18 protein-coding genes and 4 pseudogenes are annotated in these 18,011 nt (G+C 36.7%); 2 read left to right on the top strand and 20 right to left on the bottom strand.

The features are described from left to right. The first annotated feature begins 260 nt into the window (after window positions 1-260). Window positions 261-2,795: an FG-GAP-like repeat-containing protein gene (locus MS2017_RS09520; RefSeq protein WP_122952018.1), complete on the top strand. Its 2,535-nt coding sequence runs from the start codon at window positions 261-263 to the stop codon at window positions 2,793-2,795. A gap of 227 nt (window positions 2,796-3,022) precedes the next feature. On the opposite strand, the gene MS2017_RS11535 is transcribed toward MS2017_RS09520, so the two are convergent. The 19 genes and pseudogenes from MS2017_RS11535 to MS2017_RS09430 all read right to left on the bottom strand — a co-directional run. Further along, on the bottom strand, window positions 3,023-3,250 hold the full coding sequence (locus MS2017_RS11535; protein ID WP_164707696.1) for a hypothetical protein: 228 nt from the start codon (window positions 3,248-3,250) through the stop codon (window positions 3,023-3,025). Between the two features lie 140 nt (window positions 3,251-3,390). After that, window positions 3,391-4,395: an IS5 family transposase gene (locus MS2017_RS09515; RefSeq protein ID WP_122950936.1), complete on the bottom strand. Its 1,005-nt coding sequence runs from the start codon at window positions 4,393-4,395 to the stop codon at window positions 3,391-3,393. Between the two features lie 43 nt (window positions 4,396-4,438). Then, on the bottom strand, window positions 4,439-5,650 hold the full coding sequence (locus MS2017_RS09510; RefSeq protein ID WP_122952017.1) for an IS5 family transposase: 1,212 nt from the start codon (window positions 5,648-5,650) through the stop codon (window positions 4,439-4,441). A 110-nt stretch (window positions 5,651-5,760) separates the two neighbouring features. After that, window positions 5,761-6,069 (bottom strand): RHS repeat domain-containing protein, encoded by a 309-nt coding sequence (locus tag MS2017_RS09505; protein ID WP_122952016.1) that lies wholly within the window; start codon window positions 6,067-6,069, stop codon window positions 5,761-5,763. 209 nt (window positions 6,070-6,278) lie between these two features. After that, window positions 6,279-6,809, bottom strand: a complete 531-nt coding sequence (locus tag MS2017_RS09500; RefSeq protein WP_122952015.1) for a hypothetical protein — start codon at window positions 6,807-6,809, stop codon at window positions 6,279-6,281. Then, window positions 6,809-7,231, bottom strand: coding sequence for a hypothetical protein (locus MS2017_RS11745; RefSeq protein WP_241156927.1), 423 nt, complete (start codon window positions 7,229-7,231; stop codon window positions 6,809-6,811). The genes MS2017_RS09500 and MS2017_RS11745 overlap by 1 nt, the downstream gene beginning before the upstream one ends. Window positions 7,232-7,372: 141 nt before the next feature. Beyond that, window positions 7,373-7,630 (bottom strand): annotated as a pseudogene (locus MS2017_RS11835) (RHS repeat-associated core domain-containing protein); the annotation flags it as partial. Between the two features lie 43 nt (window positions 7,631-7,673). After that, window positions 7,674-7,811, bottom strand: a complete 138-nt coding sequence (locus MS2017_RS11530; RefSeq protein ID WP_158009272.1) for a hypothetical protein — start codon at window positions 7,809-7,811, stop codon at window positions 7,674-7,676. A 368-nt stretch (window positions 7,812-8,179) separates the two neighbouring features. Further along, window positions 8,180-8,494, bottom strand: a complete 315-nt coding sequence (locus MS2017_RS09490; protein ID WP_122952013.1) for a hypothetical protein — start codon at window positions 8,492-8,494, stop codon at window positions 8,180-8,182. Then, a pseudogene (locus MS2017_RS11955) lies at window positions 8,494-8,604 on the bottom strand (hypothetical protein); the annotation flags it as partial. The pseudogene MS2017_RS11955 and the gene MS2017_RS09490, both read right to left, overlap by 1 nt. A gap of 188 nt (window positions 8,605-8,792) precedes the next feature. Beyond that, complete coding sequence (locus MS2017_RS09480) at window positions 8,793-9,602, bottom strand: IS3 family transposase (protein ID WP_122952012.1); 810 nt, start codon at window positions 9,600-9,602, stop codon at window positions 8,793-8,795. Between the two features lie 153 nt (window positions 9,603-9,755). Continuing rightward, complete coding sequence (locus tag MS2017_RS09475; RefSeq protein ID WP_122951164.1) at window positions 9,756-10,760, bottom strand: IS5 family transposase; 1,005 nt, start codon at window positions 10,758-10,760, stop codon at window positions 9,756-9,758. 44 nt (window positions 10,761-10,804) lie between these two features. Continuing rightward, window positions 10,805-11,107, bottom strand: a complete 303-nt coding sequence (locus MS2017_RS09470) for a hypothetical protein (protein WP_122952010.1) — start codon at window positions 11,105-11,107, stop codon at window positions 10,805-10,807. Window positions 11,108-11,398: 291 nt separating this feature from the next. Continuing rightward, window positions 11,399-11,749, bottom strand: a complete 351-nt coding sequence (locus tag MS2017_RS09460) for a hypothetical protein (RefSeq protein ID WP_164707695.1) — start codon at window positions 11,747-11,749, stop codon at window positions 11,399-11,401. Window positions 11,750-11,786: 37 nt separating this feature from the next. Beyond that, entirely contained in the window at window positions 11,787-13,160 is a 1,374-nt protein-coding gene (locus tag MS2017_RS09455; protein ID WP_122952008.1) for an RHS repeat domain-containing protein, read from the bottom strand. A gap of 115 nt (window positions 13,161-13,275) precedes the next feature. Then, window positions 13,276-13,695, bottom strand: a complete 420-nt coding sequence (locus MS2017_RS09445) for an RHS repeat protein (protein ID WP_122952007.1) — start codon at window positions 13,693-13,695, stop codon at window positions 13,276-13,278. 230 nt (window positions 13,696-13,925) lie between these two features. Beyond that, a complete protein-coding gene (locus tag MS2017_RS09440; RefSeq protein WP_164707694.1) occupies window positions 13,926-14,342 on the bottom strand; it encodes a hypothetical protein in 417 nt (138 codons plus the stop codon). Further along, the gene (locus tag MS2017_RS09435) at window positions 14,326-15,894 is read right to left on the bottom strand and encodes an RHS repeat-associated core domain-containing protein (RefSeq protein ID WP_122952005.1); all 1,569 of its coding nucleotides are present in this window, start codon (window positions 15,892-15,894) and stop codon (window positions 14,326-14,328) included. The genes MS2017_RS09440 and MS2017_RS09435 overlap by 17 nt, the downstream gene beginning before the upstream one ends. A gap of 237 nt (window positions 15,895-16,131) precedes the next feature. Further along, window positions 16,132-16,323, bottom strand: a pseudogene (locus tag MS2017_RS09430) (integrase core domain-containing protein); the annotation flags it as partial. A gap of 119 nt (window positions 16,324-16,442) precedes the next feature. Here MS2017_RS09430 and MS2017_RS09425 point away from each other — a divergent pair. Next, the gene (locus tag MS2017_RS09425) at window positions 16,443-17,447 is read left to right on the top strand and encodes an IS5 family transposase (protein WP_122951693.1); all 1,005 of its coding nucleotides are present in this window, start codon (window positions 16,443-16,445) and stop codon (window positions 17,445-17,447) included. 239 nt (window positions 17,448-17,686) lie between these two features. Here the strand turns inward: MS2017_RS09425 and MS2017_RS11950 are convergent. Continuing rightward, window positions 17,687-17,964 (bottom strand): annotated as a pseudogene (locus tag MS2017_RS11950) (DDE-type integrase/transposase/recombinase); the annotation flags it as partial. Window positions 17,965-18,011: the final 47 nt, after the last annotated feature.

The following is an 18,011-nucleotide window of genomic DNA, read 5'->3' as shown; positions in this document are numbered from 1 at the left end:
TTTGAGTATTCTCTCATAAAAAGGGTGGCGCCCCTTATTTCACCTTATTCCATCATAAAAAGGGTGGTATCCATTTATTCTCCTTAACTATAAATGCAAGCACTTTTTTGCTTTCCCTTTTAAGTTAGAGTATTTTATTAACTTAAAACATAAAATAAGTATTGACAACTCATTACATTTATGTGTAATATATGCTCTAAATTAACTACAAGCACAATAAAAATATTGTGCAATTAAAAGTGATCGATTCAGGATATTTTATGAAAGACATACATGAAAATATAGGAAAGTACAACAGTTATGGCTATGGAGACCGTAAGCACTCAGAAAGGTTATTTTTTGCCGATAGTGCTGAAGTTATTAGTAGCAACACTGGAACTTTCATACTAGGCGCCACTAGCCCAATATTCAGCAGTGGTGAGGAAACTCAAGTTAAGTTAGGTTTACCTTCTTTATCCATAATCTACACAGCAGAAACAGCTGATGAAAATGTAATTTTTACTTTGGCAGATAAATACCAAGAAAAATTCACTATGAATGAAAACGGTGAGCTATATTACAGGGAGCCACAAATCAATGCAGGAAACGATGAAGTTAACAGTATTGATACCGATGTAGAGGCTAGTATGAGGGAATTCTTGGCTGCATTATCTGTGGTTACTACTACTCTAGAACCTGTATTAGAGCATCAATTTTATTGGAATGGTAAGGGTGCTGATGACCTTATTAATGCCCGTGAGTTAACCATAGTGGCACTGAGTGGTGCTATCGCAGTTATAGGAACAGTGAAGGATTTAAGTATCTCCAGTATTTTGTTTAAACAAGGCAGTACTCTTGTGCATAGGATTGATTCTAACCTTCCAACTATTGTCGATAATATTTGGACTTTAGTCAATGACATTACCTGGGCTTCAAAACTTTCTCAAGTTGGTACGATTATTATTAACCTTTCAGGCAAGGATGGTTTTGATGAAGTTATCACATTCTCGGTTTCATCAGTAGCGCCTACAATTGATATAATTGCACCAGCCACATTATCATTTAGTTTTACGGACACCGGATCTGATCAAACAGATGGAATTACTAGCAACGCTGAAATTATTGTTAGTGGACTAGAAGTAGGTGCAACTTGGTTTTATTGTACTGATGGTGGCGACAGTGGCATAGCCATTCTTGGTGAAGGAAATAGCTTTACCTTAGATCCTGATAGTTATGCTATCGGAGACATTCGTGTTTGGCAAAAAGATTTAGCTGGTAATGCGTCAGAAATCTATAGCAATGCACACGCCATTACTATTACCACCGATATTTCAGGAACTACAACTGATGGGGGGAGTGGTGCTTCAACAGTGCCAGAAGTATCTAGTGCACATGGCTTCACTATTAATACAGGTACAAGTTGGAATACAATCTATCCGAGGAGTCAGGGTCAGGCAGTATCCTCAGCAGGTGATGTAAACGGGGATGGTATAGATGACTTGATTGTTGGGTTGGCCTCTCAATACTATAAGTGGGGATGGAAGACAGGTAAATCTTATGTAGTTTTTGGCAAAGTTGATGGTGAAGGGGTCGATGTTAATAACTTAGGTTCAGGAGGTTTTACTATTATAGGTAGGGCAGGAAATAGTCTAAGTGGTTATGCAGTATCGTCAGCAGGAGATGTAAATGGAGATGGGCTAGATGACTTGATTATAGGTGCACCTAAAGAATGGCATACCTGGGGAATAAAGAGATCAGGTACAGCCTATGTTGTGTTCGGTAAAACTGATACCTCTAGTGTATTACTCAAAGATGTTTACAATGGAACTGGCGGTTTTGCAATTAAGGGATATATATATGAATCTTATGCTGGTGCATCGGTGTCAGCAGCAGGTGATATAAACAATGATGGTCTAGATGATGTAATTGTCGATACCAACAGTGATGGTATAGGCGATATAATTGCTAGTGCCGAGTACCAGAAATTTGCAATCTTTGGGAAAAAGAGCACATCTAGTGTATCGCTATCTGCTATAGCAAATGGAACCGCCGATGATCAAGGATTCGTCATCAACAGCGATAACCTTTGCCCTCCAGTGACTTCATCAGCAGATTTCAACGGTGATGGCTTCATTGATTCTATTTCATCTGAATATTGGGGCACATCTCTTTATGCAAGATTCGGCAAATTTGATGGAACTTGGTCAACTTCAGCAGAAATTAACGCTAATAACGAAAATATCGGGCGTTCTATTGATTTTCAAGGTGATAAAAATGCAGATAAGGATGACACATTAACTGGCACTGAAAAGGATGAGTTGTTTGTTTCTGGTCTAGGTGATGATATTCTAACTGGTAACGGTGGGACAGATGTATTCAACTCAGGCATGGGCAATGATACTATCATCATCAATAAAGATAATCTTTCAAAACTTTCTGGGAATATAGAAAGTAATAATCTATTATCTCGTGTTAATGGAGGGAATGGCACTGATACACTGGCATTAGATGGCAAGGGCTTAACCTTAGACCTCACACTGCTGGATAATAGCAGGATTAAGGATATTGAAATTATTGATTTAACTGGTTCAGGCAACAACACTTTGAGGCTTAATCTTAGTGATCTATTAAGTATTTCTAGTGAAACTGATGTGCTTAAAATTTTTGGAAATGCAGGTGATGTAGTTGAAGCATTTGGCTTCATAAAGTCTCTAACTGGAGGCACTGCGGGTGTCTGTATAAATGCTGGTTCGGGCACCGCTGAACTTTGGATAGCCAATGGCATAACAATAGTGCAAGAGTCAACGATTTTATAGGCACACAGTACTGCTATAGGAATAAGGGGCGCTATCCTTTTTATGACAAAATACCTAAATATCACCATCAGTTATGACGCTAACGGTAATCTAGCAGTTATCAGGACAAGGCTTATGCCCACGACCTACTCAATAGACTCACCATCAAAGATACAAACAGCGCCACAATAAATAGTCAACCCTTAAAAGCCCCAAACCCCACCACCCCTAATCAACCAAACCAGTTTTCAAACAATAACACACAAAATCCTCGCCCTTTTCACAAAAAACAAACCAATTTTTTGCAAAGACAAAAAAATAACAGTGGCAATCAGCCACTTTTTCAAATTCCACGCCACAGCAGCCATTAAAACATTAATTTCATCACCAACTTGCCCTTTGAGTAAATTCCTAGACAATCTAAAATCTGCTTTAAGATGTCCAATGAAGACCCCTGCATAGCACCCTAAAACCAACCATCAAAACCCAAAACCCTCAATTTTTGACTTTTCAAAGTCAAAAAACATATAAAACCCAGCTTTCATTAAAAAAATCATCAATATCAACTATAAATCGCTCATTTTTTACTCTTTCCACAAAAAAGACACAATAATCCCTAGGTTGTATTTAATCCCTTGTTAATATAAACATTCGCCGCTCTAACTAGATTATAAGCAATAGCTTTAAGATTAACTTCGCTGGCAACTTTCTCTAAACCAATATAACGACTTCTTGCCAAACCATAAGTGCGTTTGAGCGTACCAAAGGTGCGTTCAACCACAAACCTTCTTTTGCTGATTGCTTTATTGCGTAATTTATTCCAATGACTCATTTGCTTGCCTTTGGGTTTTTTGCGCATAATACCATCTCTTAACTTTTGTGCTTTAAGTGCTTCACTATTAGCTTGAGAGGCTGCTCCTTTGTCGTATAAAACTCTTACGCCTTTTTGATTGCCTGCCTGTTTAACATTTTCTTCAAAATGAGTCATTTCACTATCATTAGCAGGGTGCGTAGTGGCTTTGTTAATTAATCCATTGGCATCAGTTGTTACTACTGATGAATATCCATAAGTGTATTTTCCCGCCTTAAATGTCCATCTTGCATCTTTATCATCTGAATATTGAATTGGGTTACTATCAATCTCATAAACCTCACCAGTTTTGTGTGTTGTAATAATCTTCTTAGTGCGTCTAGCACTTTGAATTAAGGTTGCATCCATGGCAACATGTTTGCCATTAGAGAGTTTGAGTTGATTGTTCTCAAGCATAAGATTGATGCTACTCAAAAGTCTATCAAATAGATTTTGTTTGATTAGTTTGGTTCTAAATCTGCCAATGGTTGTGGCATCAGGTTTGTTGCCACTTAGGCTAAAGTTGCAAAAGTTAATAAAGACTAAATCTCTACTAAGACTATCAGCCAACTTCTCATCAGAGAGATTGTGCCATGTGCCTATTAATAGCGCTTTAAACAGACTAACAGCAGAATAGTCAACTTTAATATGAGACAGATCTTTGGCTATAACTTCCCAATCGATAACTTTGTTAATGATGTCTAGCTGGGAGTTTGGTATGTTGATAAAACTATCAGCAAAGGTTTGTTCTTGAGTGGTTTTAACTCGCATTTTTTTGTAAGTGTCTGATAATTATAGTATTTTATCATAAATGCTAATGTTTGCATAAGGTTTTGAGAGTTGATTTGTGATTTTTTGTTGGGTTTTTTAGTTTAATGCAGGGGTCTTCAATGATAGGTTCTATTGCTGCTCGTCTTTTACACAACTTACGCTTTTTATCTCGTTGGTAACGGCTGTCTCGTTTCAGGGGCTTTTTAGGTAAGATGATTTCAGCCCCTAGTACTTCTTTTGCACCCACATACCCTCTATCACATACTGCCTTCTGAATGGGCTTGATACGATTAGCGTTAGCATGAGCAATGGCTGTATCTAGTGTTTTTGAATCATGAATGTTTGTTTTATGGCTTGCCACGCCAACGATAATGTTACTGTCTTTGGTAGAGACGATTGAAACTTTGTTGCCATATTCATATTTCTTATGGTCTTTGCCTTTGGCAATAACATAAACATCGGGCTCATGTAGGGCGTAAATTTTGTTTTTGTCTCCAGGTTGTTGAGCGAGCACTTTTTGGTAGAACAAGAAGTCTTTTTGATAGATTTCAAACAAAGAATAGACTGAAAGTTTGCGTTGCAGTTCACGGATAAGCTTGTTGGCAATGGTTCTGAGTCTTTTAAGGGCTTTTTTGGCTTTGGCACGCTTTTTGACATGGCGAAAGTGGCGAATGCTAAGACGACAGTTTTTAACTTCTTTGACATAAGTTCTTCGCTGTTTGATGCCGTGTTGTTTTGCCAGTTTGTTTAAGCGATTAATTATCTTAATTGCCAGTTTGGCGTCAGTAGGATAAGTGATGTTTTTCTCTTGAACGGTGGTGTCAATTAACACAGTTGACTCTTGTGCTTTTTTACCGTGTAACTCAACGCTCATTTTAAAGATAAGATTAAAACCTTTAACGCCAATGCGTTTTCTGAAATGCACTAACTCAGTGGCGTTACAAGGTACATTAGCAATATAAGCACTGTGACCACAAAAGTATTGGTAATACGGGTTTCTTTTAAACTGCATAACAACGGCTTCATCTGATAGATTCTCTAACTGTTTGAGGATAAGCAAGCCCACCATTAGGCGAATGGGTTTTGAGGGTCTGCCATTGTTAAGGCAATAGTGCTTGGTGAAGGCATCATTGAAAACTTGCCAGTCTATGGCGTGAGATAGTGCAATGAGTGGGTCTTTGATGTCTAATTGATTAAAAAGCTCTGAATGGAATAAATTGTTTTGGGTGGATATTGGCAAAGATTCGGTTAGCATATTTTTTAGGTAAAACGACCAGTAAAAGAGTGTTGTTATACCAAAAGTTGGTTGATTTGTCTATGGGTATTTGATTTTTTATTGTTATAAATCAAATTGTTGTGTGGTTTTTAAGGGTTGACTAATGAGTCGTAAAAAATAAAGTGGGTGAAGCCGTTGGCATCTGTTTGGGCGATGAGGTTGCTGTTGGCATCATGGCGATATTTATGGCTAAAGCCGTTGGCGTCAATTTGTTTGGTTGGTTTGCCAAGTATAGGCTGTATTCGTAATGTGTGGTGTGTCCGAGGGCTGAGGTTTGTTGGGTGCGGTTGCCTACGCTGTCGTATTGTCATAAAAAAGGTAGCGCCCCCTGATAGGGATTTATGCTCAACAACAAAAGAGTCTGCAAATGAGTTTTGCTGGATGTTTTTCCAAGACATTTTAGATAGGCGTTATTTTACCATATTGATGATTTTCAGTTGAGTTGTGCAAAGGTCTCTAGGGCACCTCCAAAAACTCCAGTGCGATTTAGGGAAAGTAGAAAATAGTGCATTTTTTAGCCAAAAATAAGGAGAATAGCCCGCTATTTGATGAATTTTTGGATGAGAAAAATGCTGATTTATACTTTTCATAAATTGCATTGGTTTTTTTAGAGGTGCCCTCTATTTAAAATTAAAGTATTAAACTTAGTTTTATTAATATTTGATTCCAATAGCTTCCTTAATTTAGGATTTAAAAATATAATTTTCCAAGTTAAGTCCTCATTTGTATATATTAATGCTTCATAAAATACTGAATAAAAACAAACCTCTTTTTCTGTTCTAAGTGATACTGTTGCTAACACTTCTAAATCACCCTTTGTCTCTAATATAAACAAAGGTGAATCTTTTTTACTGTTGTTTGGAAAAAAACCAAAAACATGCCCTTTATCGTAAATACCAAATAAAAAATCAATTATTTTTTGTTCGAAATTATAAAATAATTTATAAAATTTTTTATCTGCATTTTCAGATAAAAAATATGTAGCCATCTTGTCGCTTTCTATTTCTTCTCTTGAAAGCCAATGGTCAAAAAAACTTATATAAATAAAATCATTAGCATTTTCTAAAAAATTATCAAAATTAGATAAAAATAATTTATTTTTTAAATGACTTAGCTCGCTATTTACTGGGAATTTCATTATTTTCTAATCCTTCCATCTGGCCAAATACTTTGGGGTCTCTTTCCTTTTTCGAACTCTTTTTGGCTTTTCCATCTTTTCCATTGTTCTCCGCCGTGTTTAGTTGTATCTTTTGACCAAATAGAGTTATCATTACTACTTTTAAAGGTGTTGCTTTTTCCTTTTATTCTAGTATAAGAATTTAAATCTATATCTGGATTATTTGCAAATTTATTTATACTGGCAACTTTCGCACCATACTTACCTGCTGTTACCACCTGCCCTAACAAAGGAATTGCAGAGAGTCCACTTATCCCTGCATTTGCAAAATCGCCTTCTATGGTGTATGCAATAGCATTAATAACATCAGGAATTATACCTACACCAGGAGACAAGCCAGCCACATCTAACGCCATATGAGTGTTTCTTAACAAACTATTCACAGGAACAGGGTCTACCACATAATTCAAAAGACTAGGATAATTCAAAAGACTAGGCTCTACTTTTGGTTTGTAGAGACCATAGAAATAAACAGTAGAGCTACATGTGCTATAGCAACTACTCCTAGCCCTCAACCCAAATGGATCCGTATATTTAAGTGGATTGTTCTTTACATACGCATACATATTATAGCCATCTACAAAGCCCTGAGGGTCGTTAGAGATAAACCTAGCAAGGCTGGGTTGGTAGTAGCAGTTTCTATAATAATAAAGTCCACTCTCATTATCAAACCTTCTGCCTGTATAAGCATAAGGGTTGTTATGGTTTGAATTGTTTATTATGATGCTGTCTGTATCTTTGATGCTGAGTTTGCCAAAGGCGTTGTAGTGGTAGCTTTCTATCAGTTGCTGGTTGCTGTTTATTAAGCCTACTACTGAACCTAGTCTAATCTTTTAGGTAGTAGTAGGTTTGGTGGTCGGTTATCAGGGTGATTGGGCTATCTTGTTTGTTGGAGTAGATGAACTCTACACTTGGGTCTGCGTTGCTAATGTCGTTGGTGTTACTGGTGGTGTATTGTGCCACGATTTGGTTTTGACTGTAGGGTAGGTTGTGGCGGTTGTGTTCTGATAACTTGCTAGATTGCCGTTGGCGTCATAGCTGATGGTGATATGATATTGGTGGCATTTGGGTGTTTTATCATAAAAAGGGTAGTGCTCCCTTATTCGCCATCTATTCGACTAAAAGGGTAGTATCCCTTTAGTCGCCGCCCGCCATCTATTCGACTAAAAGGGTAGTGTCCCCTTGGCCTTGGCCACCTTTTTCGACTCAAGGTCTCTAAACAAATCTTATCGGAGTCTTGTTTAACTTTTGGCTTGGGTGGTAAATTAATTACCCATTCAGCTATTTCCTCTCCGTCAGAATATCTTTCAGGTATAAAACTTTTCCAGTTGTTAAATGAAAATTTTTCTCCATATAATAGTTTTAGGTATCCAGCCATGTTGAATAATTATTTTTTGTTTCGTTTTGTGAAGATGCCACCAAACTCCACAAAATTCAAATTTTTTATTATCATGCCCATAATAATCTACAATAATCATGGATTTGTTTTCAAATTTGATTAGTTCCATTCCTTCTTTCCATTGCTTCATATACTTATCTTTACTTATAAAAGTAGAGGATATGAAACTTTCATAAAAATCATCAATTTGTATGAATCCCTTAAATTCCTGATTAACCATAGCAGTTTCAAAGTTAACACATAACATTATTTACCTATCCTTTTTAAATTTTCATCCAAAGCGCTTCCATCATTACCTTTTAAATCAAGCTCTTTCCATGCCCCACCTTTATGCCCATCAATGTCAGGTGAGTAATATTTGTTTCTTTTTTAAATACTGCTTGACCATGGCTGTTAAAAGATGCGCCTCTAACTATAACAACCCTTATGCTTATACAAGCAAAAGGTTTGATAATGAGAGTGAACTTTATTATCATAGAAACCGCCACCAACTACATTACCCCAAAACCCCTGACAACTTTTTAAAATTTCTTATATAGCCCAATTTAAGAAGCCTTCGCCTTTTCTTGATTTAATTGTACACGCTCCCGACACACATCCATTGGTTTTCTATACCCCAATGTTTCATGAAATCTTCGATGATTATAAAACTTAATACAATCATCCACATCAACGATCAACTCACAAATAGATTGATACTCGTTCAGATAAACCCTTTCGCATTTTGCACTTCGCCAAAAGCGCTCAATGCAGATATTATCTGTGGCTCTGCCTTTACCATCCATAGATATTTGAATACCTAAATCTTTTAGTCGTTTAATGTGTATCTCGCTGGTGTATTGACTACCTTGGTCGGTATTAAATATCTCTGGATGTGGGTGCTTTTCTAAAGCATCATTGAGTACACTCATTACTAACTGCAAATTCATAGTGTTGAATATCTTGTGTGATAGCACCGCTTTAGAATACCAATCAATAATGGCTGCCATATACACCATACCGCCTGCAATCTTGATATGAGTAATGTCTGTAGACCAAACTTGATTGGCATGATTGATACCAAGGTCTCGAAGCTTGTAACTGTACTTCTTATGCGTTTTGATTGGTATGGTCGTATCAACTTGTTTAACTGCCAATACTGCCTTTAAGCCCAGTTCTTGACGATAGCGTGCAACGGTGTTTAGACTTACTTTGTAGCCGTCTTCAAGTAATTGTTGGTGTACTTTTTTTTCGCCGTAAATAGGTATGCGTTCAAACACTTTGGTAATGTGGTTTTTGATGGTTTGCTTAGTATCGTTTGTTTTTGGTTTGTAATATAAGCCACTTAAGACCCCTGCATAGCACCCTAAAACCAACCATCAAAACCCAAAACCCTCAATTTTTGACTTTTCAAAGTCAAAAAATATATAAAACCCAGCTTTCATTAAAAAAATCATCAATATCAACTATAAATCGCTCATTTTTTACTCTTTTTTGTACTGTTTCCACAAAAAAAAACACAATAATCCCTAGGCTGTATTTAATCCCTTGTTAATATAAACATTCGCCGCTCTAACTAGATTATAAGCAATAGCTTTAAGATTAACTTCGCTGGCAACTTTCTCTAAACCAATATAACGACTTCTTGCCAAACCATAAGTGCGTTTGAGCGTACCAAAGGTGCGTTCAACCACAAACCTTCTTTTGCTGATTGCTTTATTGCGTAATTTATTCCAATGACTCATTTGCTTGCCTTTGGGTTTTTTGCGCATAATACCATCTCTTAACTTTTGTGCTTTAAGTGCTTCACTATTAGCTTGAGAGGCTGCTCCTTTGTCGTATAAAACTCTTACGCCTTTTTGATTGCCTGCCTGTTTAACATTTTCTTCAAAATGAGTCATTTCACTATCATTAGCAGGGTGCGTAGTGGCTTTGTTAATTAATCCATTGGCATCAGTTGTTACTACTGATGAATATCCATAAGTGTATTTTCCCGCCTTAAATGTCCATCTTGCATCTTTATCATCTGAATATTGAATTGGGTTACTATCAATCTCATAAACCTCACCAGTTTTGTGTGTTGTAATAATCTTCTTAGTGCGTCTAGCACTTTGAATTAAGGTTGCATCCATGGCAACATGTTTGCCATTAGAGAGTTTGAGTTGATTATTCTCAAGCATAAGATTGATGCTACTCAAAAGTCTATCAAATAGATTTTGTTTGATTAGTTTGGTTCTAAATCTGCCAATGGTTGTAGCATCAGGTTTGTTGCCACTTAGGCTAAAGTTGCAAAAGTTAATAAAGACTAAATCTCTACTAAGACTATCAGCCAACTTCTCATCAGAGAGATTGTGCCATGTGCCTATTAATAGCGCTTTAAACAGACTAACAGCAGAATAGTCAACTTTAATATGAGACAGATCTTTGGCTATAACTTCCCAATCGATAACTTTGTTAATGATGTCTAGTTGGGAGTTTGGTATGTTGATAAAACTATCAGCAAAGGTTTGTTCTTGAGTGGTTTTAACTCGCATTTTTTTTGTAAGTGTCTGATAATTATAGTATTTTATCATAAATGCTAATGTTTGCATAAGGTTTTGAGGGTTGATTTGTGATTTTTTGTTGGGTTTTTTAGTTTAATGCAGGGGTCTTCACTTCTGTTAATGCTCAATAATTGACATTGATAATTAACGGATAAAGAGGATGAAGATGGCTTGAAATCAACTAACTGCTTGAGATTAGATGAGTCCAAGCTTTTTAGCTTTTTTGCCAACCACTTCTCTACTGTTACTTTGCCTACTAGGGTAGTTAGACGCTCATTCTGTTGCTGTGCTTTGACAAGTTCTTCTTTGTATTCTTTAACAGCTTTAGAGGGCTCCATGGCAATTTCTGCGTTAGCAAGAAAGCTTTTTTTTAATTTTGTAGGTTCTGAGGAAGGATGTTATGCTTGCTAGCAATCTGCACTAAGGTTTGTTCGTTTTGCAATAGTTCAAGCACGAGTTTAGTCTTGAATGCAGAGGTGTATTTAGTTCGTTTTTTACTCATTTTTTTACTCCGATTTTTTTGTTTAGTTTAGCGGGTTTGAAATAAGGAAAATTAAATTGTTGTTTGAGATTGCTGGGGTTTTATATTTTATGCATAAAATCAAGTGATACTGACCTTTTGATTGCCTTTAGTTAAAATAATTGACATTTGGTGCAATAATAGCATTGGTTACAAAATACTTTGGCCAATTTTTAATATTTTTTTTATAATATTGCATAATTTTCTCACTCATTTGTGTTTTTTTTTCACAATTATCATCATATAATAAATACATACCTGAGTCATCTTTTATAAACCTATCTCCTGAAAGTTTTATATTGTAACTACTTACAAACAATAACATGTTGTATTGAATGTCGTATTCTCTAGTTTTGTTAAAAATCTTGGTTTTGTCACCTTTGTAATCGTCCCAATCAAAATGAATGTAACTAATGCATTCGTATGCTTTGTATTTGGTAGTATTATTAGCATAAGACAAGTTAAAACTTATGGTTAACAGTGTAAATATGAATATTTTATTTAGGGACATAGGCATTGAACCATGATTGAGAAATATTATTATGCTGATGAGCTTGTCTTGGAGAAGATATACGCCAGCGACTATCTTTTGGTGCTTGATATATTATAGGTCTTGGAAAATTACTGCCAGTAAACCTCCAGTCTTTGCGCTTAAAAAAACCTGGATAGGCGACACTAGTTTGCACGGTATCCCTATGTAAAATAAGTGCTTCTACCGATATTCTTTGTTGGAAAGTTGGAGGAAACGCTGTACTATTTAATACCACAGCTATTTTCCTAGAATCTATTGTAACCACTTTGTTGGTGTTGAAATAATTACCAGTAATAGCTTTCCATTTATCTTGTTTAAATTTTTCTTGAGAGATTTGAATATATTTAGATAAATTACTCTTGCTAAATACTGGAACTGTGTCTTTAGCCGTACCACCTGCCCCAAGATTGCTATCAGTATTCAGCCCAAAATAACTATTTTCTTGGCTGCCTACCAAATGATTACCTGAACTTCCGCTTTCCATTGGCGGGGCATTTGTTATTGGAGCAACAGAGTTTGAGACACCACTCCGCCAGTCATCTATATCTGTAGCAGGGGTGATACTAAGATTGTTTTGACTATTACCATTATTGTCGTCACCATCATCCCAATAACTAGTATCACCAAGATTGCCCCAGTTGTCATCATTGTCCCAATTGTTCCACTCTTCCTGATAATCGTAATTGGTTTGTTGTGCAGTAGTGCCAAATGGGTCGGTGTATTTAAGTGGGTTGTTCTTTGCGTAAGCGTAGAGGTTGTAGCCGTCAATATAGCCTTTGGGGTCTTGGGAGATGAACCTTGCTAGGCTGGGTTGGTAGTAGCGGTTTTTGTAGTAGTAGAGTCCGCTTTCGTTGTCGAATCTTCTGCCGGTGTAGGTGTAGGGGTTGTTGTAGTTGGATTTGGGGATGATATTTTGGTTGTGGTTTTTGATGGTGAGTTTGCCAAAGGCGTTGTATTCGTAGATTTCTAATAGGCAAGTGTTGTTGGTTAGGGCGATGATAGAGCCGAGGTGGTTTTTGAGGTAGTAGTAGATTTTTTGGTTTTTGATAAGTGCTATGGGTTTATCGGCGTTGTAGTTAAAGCTGGCGATGTTATTGTTTTGGTATTCTATTGTGCTTAGTCGGTTGTAGTAGTTGTAGCTTTTGCTGATGGTGAGTTGGGCGTTGTAGCGGATTCTGGTTGGGTTTTGGCTGTTGTCGTAACTAACGCTGACGCTTTTGCCGTTTTGGGTTTCATTGGTGACTTGACTTAGGGCGTTATAACGATAGGTAATGGTATTGGTTTTTTGTTGGATATTGCTGTCTTGTTGTTGGGGGTTGTGGTCTGTTGCACGGGTCATGCGGGAAAGTTTATCATAATTAAGGTCTGTGCTAAGGTATTGTTGACTTGGGTTTTGCGATTGAGGCTGTCGTAGATGTGACTAATCTGGGTGCTATTGGGTTGGGTGAGGGTTGTTAGGTTGCCGTTGGTATCGTAGGTATAGGTGGTTGTTTGCTACTGATCATTTGGTTGAGGGCGTTGTAGGTGCGGTAAATGTTGTTGCCATAGTTGAAGTAAGTTGTAACTTCGGCACTTGTGCCTAGTGCTTGAGTGGCGCTAATTGTATTGCCAAAGTTGTCGTAATCTTGGGTGCTGATGTTGCCTAAGGCATCGGTGGTTTGAGTAAGGCGATTGGCATTGTCGTATTGATAATAATGGGCGTTTTCTTGAGAGAGGTGAATAAGGTTTTGGTAGTTGTCATAATGTTTGTGGGTTTCTATGCCGAAAAAAAGGGCGCTACCACTTTTTTTGAAAAATACATCACAATTGCGATCACCTCTTTGGATTATGTGGTGTGGAATGTTGGCAAATATGCTTCTGGCTTGTCTTGGCATTTGAGTATTTTGTCATCAAAAAGGTAGCACCCCTTATTCTTATAGATGCAGCTAATAAGGGTGCCATTGGGTTGGGTGAGGGTTGCCAGGAGGTGGTTTTTTGTTGGCGGTGGTTTATGTATTTCCAAGCGGAGTTTGGGAATGAGGTGCTCATTTTTTACTCCGTTTTTTGTTTAGTTTAATGGGCTTAAAGTAAGAAAATTAAATTGTTGTCTGAAATTACTGGGGGTTTATAATTTTCTATATAGCGATATAAATTTCACAATCTCAGATAGTAATAATAAAATCACGGCGGCATAAGCATTATTATTGAATACTTTAGAGCCTAATTCTAAAATAAAAGGAATGGATGGCACTACTAAAAATAATCTAAATGGAATTTGACTGTAACATAATATTTTTGCCCACCGATGATTGAGCAATAACAATACAGCAGAAGATATAATAGATAGTTGTAAAATTATGGCGGATAAAAAGAATGCAATTGGAAGATTATTACCATAACTATCTATAATATTTATCGAATTTACAATATACGAATAATATGGAATTAAACCGGATTCAATGTCTCTATAAAGCATTATTAATATAAAAAATAAGTCCAACGCCCCCCAAAATCTCAATATATTTTCACTTTTTAAACTCATACTCTTCATCTTTAACTCCTGGTTGCCAATACCAAGATTTACCTGTTAACGACCATTCGTCCCTGCCTTTTAAGTATCTTTGTGTAGTTTTTTTGGTTACTCCGTACTTATAATTCGCGAGATTATCTAGATTATTATTACCCTTTAATTCTTCAGTCGTTAATGGGATCCAAATTTGGGTTACATTTCTGGTTGTATTCCAAAGATCTTCTTGTCCTGGGGGTTTATACTTCTTTGCTTGGTAAATCCTATTTCCTAAAAATTGTAATGTACTTTGTATTTTATTTATACTTATATCGTTAATAATCCATTTTCCAACATGGTTATTTTGTGATATTGTTTTATTCTTTTGACTATCTACTAAATGATTGTCTGAACTTTTACCCTTTATTGGAACGACAAGGTTTAAGGTGTTACTTGGCAGGTTTCCACCTGTTTTAGGAGTGGAATTGCTACTATTGTCGTCACCATCATCCCAATAACTAGTATTGCCAAGATTGTCCCAGTTGTCATCATTGTCCCAATTGTTCCACTCTTCCTGATAATCGTAATTGGTTTGTTGTGCAGTAGTGCCAAATGGATCGGTATATCTAAGCGGGTTGTTCTTTACATAAGCGTAGAGGTTGTAGCCGTCAATATAGCCTTTGGGGTCTTGGGAGATGAACCTTGCTAGGCTGGGTTGGTAGTAGCGGTTTCTGTAGTAGTAGAGTCCGCTTTCGTTGTCAAATCTTCTGCCAGTGTAGGCGTAGGGGTTGTTGTAGTTGGATTTGGGGATGATATTTTGGTCGTGGTCTTTGATAGTGAGTTTGCCAAAGGTATTGTAGTGGTAGCTTTCTACCAGCTGTTGGTTGTTGTTTATTAAGCCTACTACTGAGCCTAGTCTATCTTTTAGGTAGTAGTAGGTTTGTTGGTTGGTTATCAGGGCGATTGGGTCGTCTTGTTTGTTGGAGTAGATGAACTCTACGCTTGGTTCTATGTTGCTAATGTCGTTGGCGTTACTGGTGTATTGTGCTACGACTTGGTTTTGGTTGTAGAGGTAGGTTGTGGTGGTTGTGTTGTTGTTACTGTTGCTATTTTGCAATACTTTTTGCACTCTCCTGTTTTGTGCGTCATAGTAGTATTGTGCAATTGTGGTGGTGTTTTGGCTGATGCTGGTGAGTCTATTGAGTAGGTCGTAGGTATAGGTTTTGTCCTGATAACTTGCTAGATTGCCGTTGGCGTCATAGCTGATGGTGATATTGACGCTATTGCCGTTGCTATTTTGTGTTTGGGTTATTTGGGTGTATTGATTGTCGTCATTAGTTGTTCTTGCTTCTGTTTGAGTGCCTTGATTATTACCTTGATTATTTTGATTGGTACTGGTGATGTTACCGAGTTTGTCATAAGCAAAATAATGGTTGTTATGGCTATCCTTAGTGAGCCTGTCTTGGTGGTCGTATTGGTAATTTTTATGACTTTGAGTGGTAAAGTTAATGGTGTCTTGAATAATATTATCGTTGTTATCGTAACTGCTTTGTTGGTTAAAGAGTTTTGAATAGGTTTTGTTGGTCATTCTGGCGCTATTGTCATAGGTAAGATTGAGGTGTAAGGGTTTGGTTCGTTAGTTGGTTTTATATAGAAATTTCCATTATATATAAAATCAAGTGATACCAACTCCTTTGATTTTCACTAATTTTTTTATATTAAACAAATTTTATCGGAGTCTTGTTTAACTTTTGGCTTGGATGGTAAATTAATTACCCATTCTGATGTTTCCTCTCTGTAATGGTGTAATTTACTTGGACACATTTCAAGCCACTTTTTCCAATTCAGCTGTTTTCTGAGCAGGTGTTAAATACCCAATGGCCGAATGAATTCTTTTGTAGTTATAAAAGTAGATATAACTTTCTACATTATCCACCACTTCTTGGTGATTAGCAAAACTTTGATAATTTAATCTTTCAGTCTTGAGACTTCTAAAAAATCGCTCCATCACTGCATTATAAGACCCCTGCATTAAACTAAAAAACCCAACAAAAAATCACAAATTAACCCTCAAAACCTTATGCAAACATTAGCATTTATGATAAAATACTATAATTATCAGACACTTACAAAAAAATGCGAGTTAAAACCACTCAAGAACAAACCTTTGCTGATAGTTTTATCAACATACCAAACTCCCAACTAGACATCATTAACAAAGTTATCGATTGGGAAGTTATAACCAAAGATCTGTCTCATATTAAAGTTGACTATTCTGCTGTTAGTCTGTTTAAAGCGCTATTAATAGGCACATGGCACAATCTCTCTGATGAGAAGTTGGCTGATAGTCTTAGTAGAGATTTAGTCTTTATTAACTTTTGCAACTTTAGCCTAAGTGGCAACAAACCTGATGCCACAACCATTGGCAGATTTAGAACCAAACTAATCAAACAAAATCTATTTGATAGACTTTTGAGTAGCATCAATCTTATGCTTGAGAACAATCAACTCAAACTCTCTAATGGCAAACATGTTGCCATGGATGCAACCTTAATTCAAAGTGCTAGACGCACTAAGAAGATTATTACAACACACAAAACTGGTGAGGTTTATGAGATTGATAGTAACCCAATTCAATATTCAGATGATAAAGATGCAAGATGGACATTTAAGGCGGGAAAATACACTTATGGATATTCATCAGTAGTAACAACTGATGCCAATGGATTAATTAACAAAGCCACTACGCACCCTGCTAATGATAGTGAAATGACTCATTTTGAAGAAAATGTTAAACAGGCAGGCAATCAAAAAGGCGTAAGAGTTTTATACGACAAAGGAGCAGCCTCTCAAGCTAATAGTGAAGCACTTAAAGCACAAAAGTTAAGAGATGGTATTATGCGCAAAAAACCCAAAGGCAAGCAAATGAGTCATTGGAATAAATTACGCAATAAAGCAATCAGCAAAAGAAGGTTTGTGGTTGAACGCACCTTTGGTACGCTCAAACGCACTTATGGTTTGGCAAGAAGTCGTTATATTGGTTTAGAGAAAGTTGCCAGCGAAGTTAATCTTAAAGCTATTGCTTATAATCTAGTTAGAGCGGCGAATGTTTATATTAACAAGGGATTAAATACAGCCTAGGGATTATTGTGTTTTTTTTTGTGGAAACAGTACAAAAAAGAGTAAAAAATGAGCGATTTATAGTTGATATTGATGATTTTTTTAATGAAAGCTGGATTTTATATGTTTTTTGACTTTGAAAAGTCAAAAATTGAGGGTTTTGGGTTTTGATGGTTGGTTTTAGGGTGCTATGCAGGGGTCTTATTATCCCAACAGTTGCCCCGTCTGCTCATACTTTGAATGATGTTTTTGCTGTTTCAATACTGTGTAAACATGTTTGCACAGTATTGCATGCCTTGATTTGAATGGAACATAAGTTTATTGGTATTGGGCTGATGTCTTGATATGGCACATTTGCAATGCATCTTTAGATAATTGAGCATTAGGATGCTTTGATAACGCCCAGCCGACAACTTGTTTCAAACTTAAATCCAACACTGGCTAAATAGCTCCAACCTTGATAAGTTTTGATGTAGGTAATACCACCCACCCAATGGGTGTTGAATGTTTGTTGCTCAAACGCACGATTTAACAGATTCTAATAGCGTTTTCTTGGGCGTATGGCGACTACATTAGCTTGTTTCA

The sequence above is a fragment of the Bathymodiolus thermophilus thioautotrophic gill symbiont genome (assembly GCF_003711265.1).
Taxonomy (GTDB): Bacteria; Pseudomonadota; Gammaproteobacteria; order PS1; family Pseudothioglobaceae; genus Thiodubiliella.
Note: the sequence above shows the minus strand (reverse complement) of the source record. Positions and strands in the feature narration are given on the sequence as shown.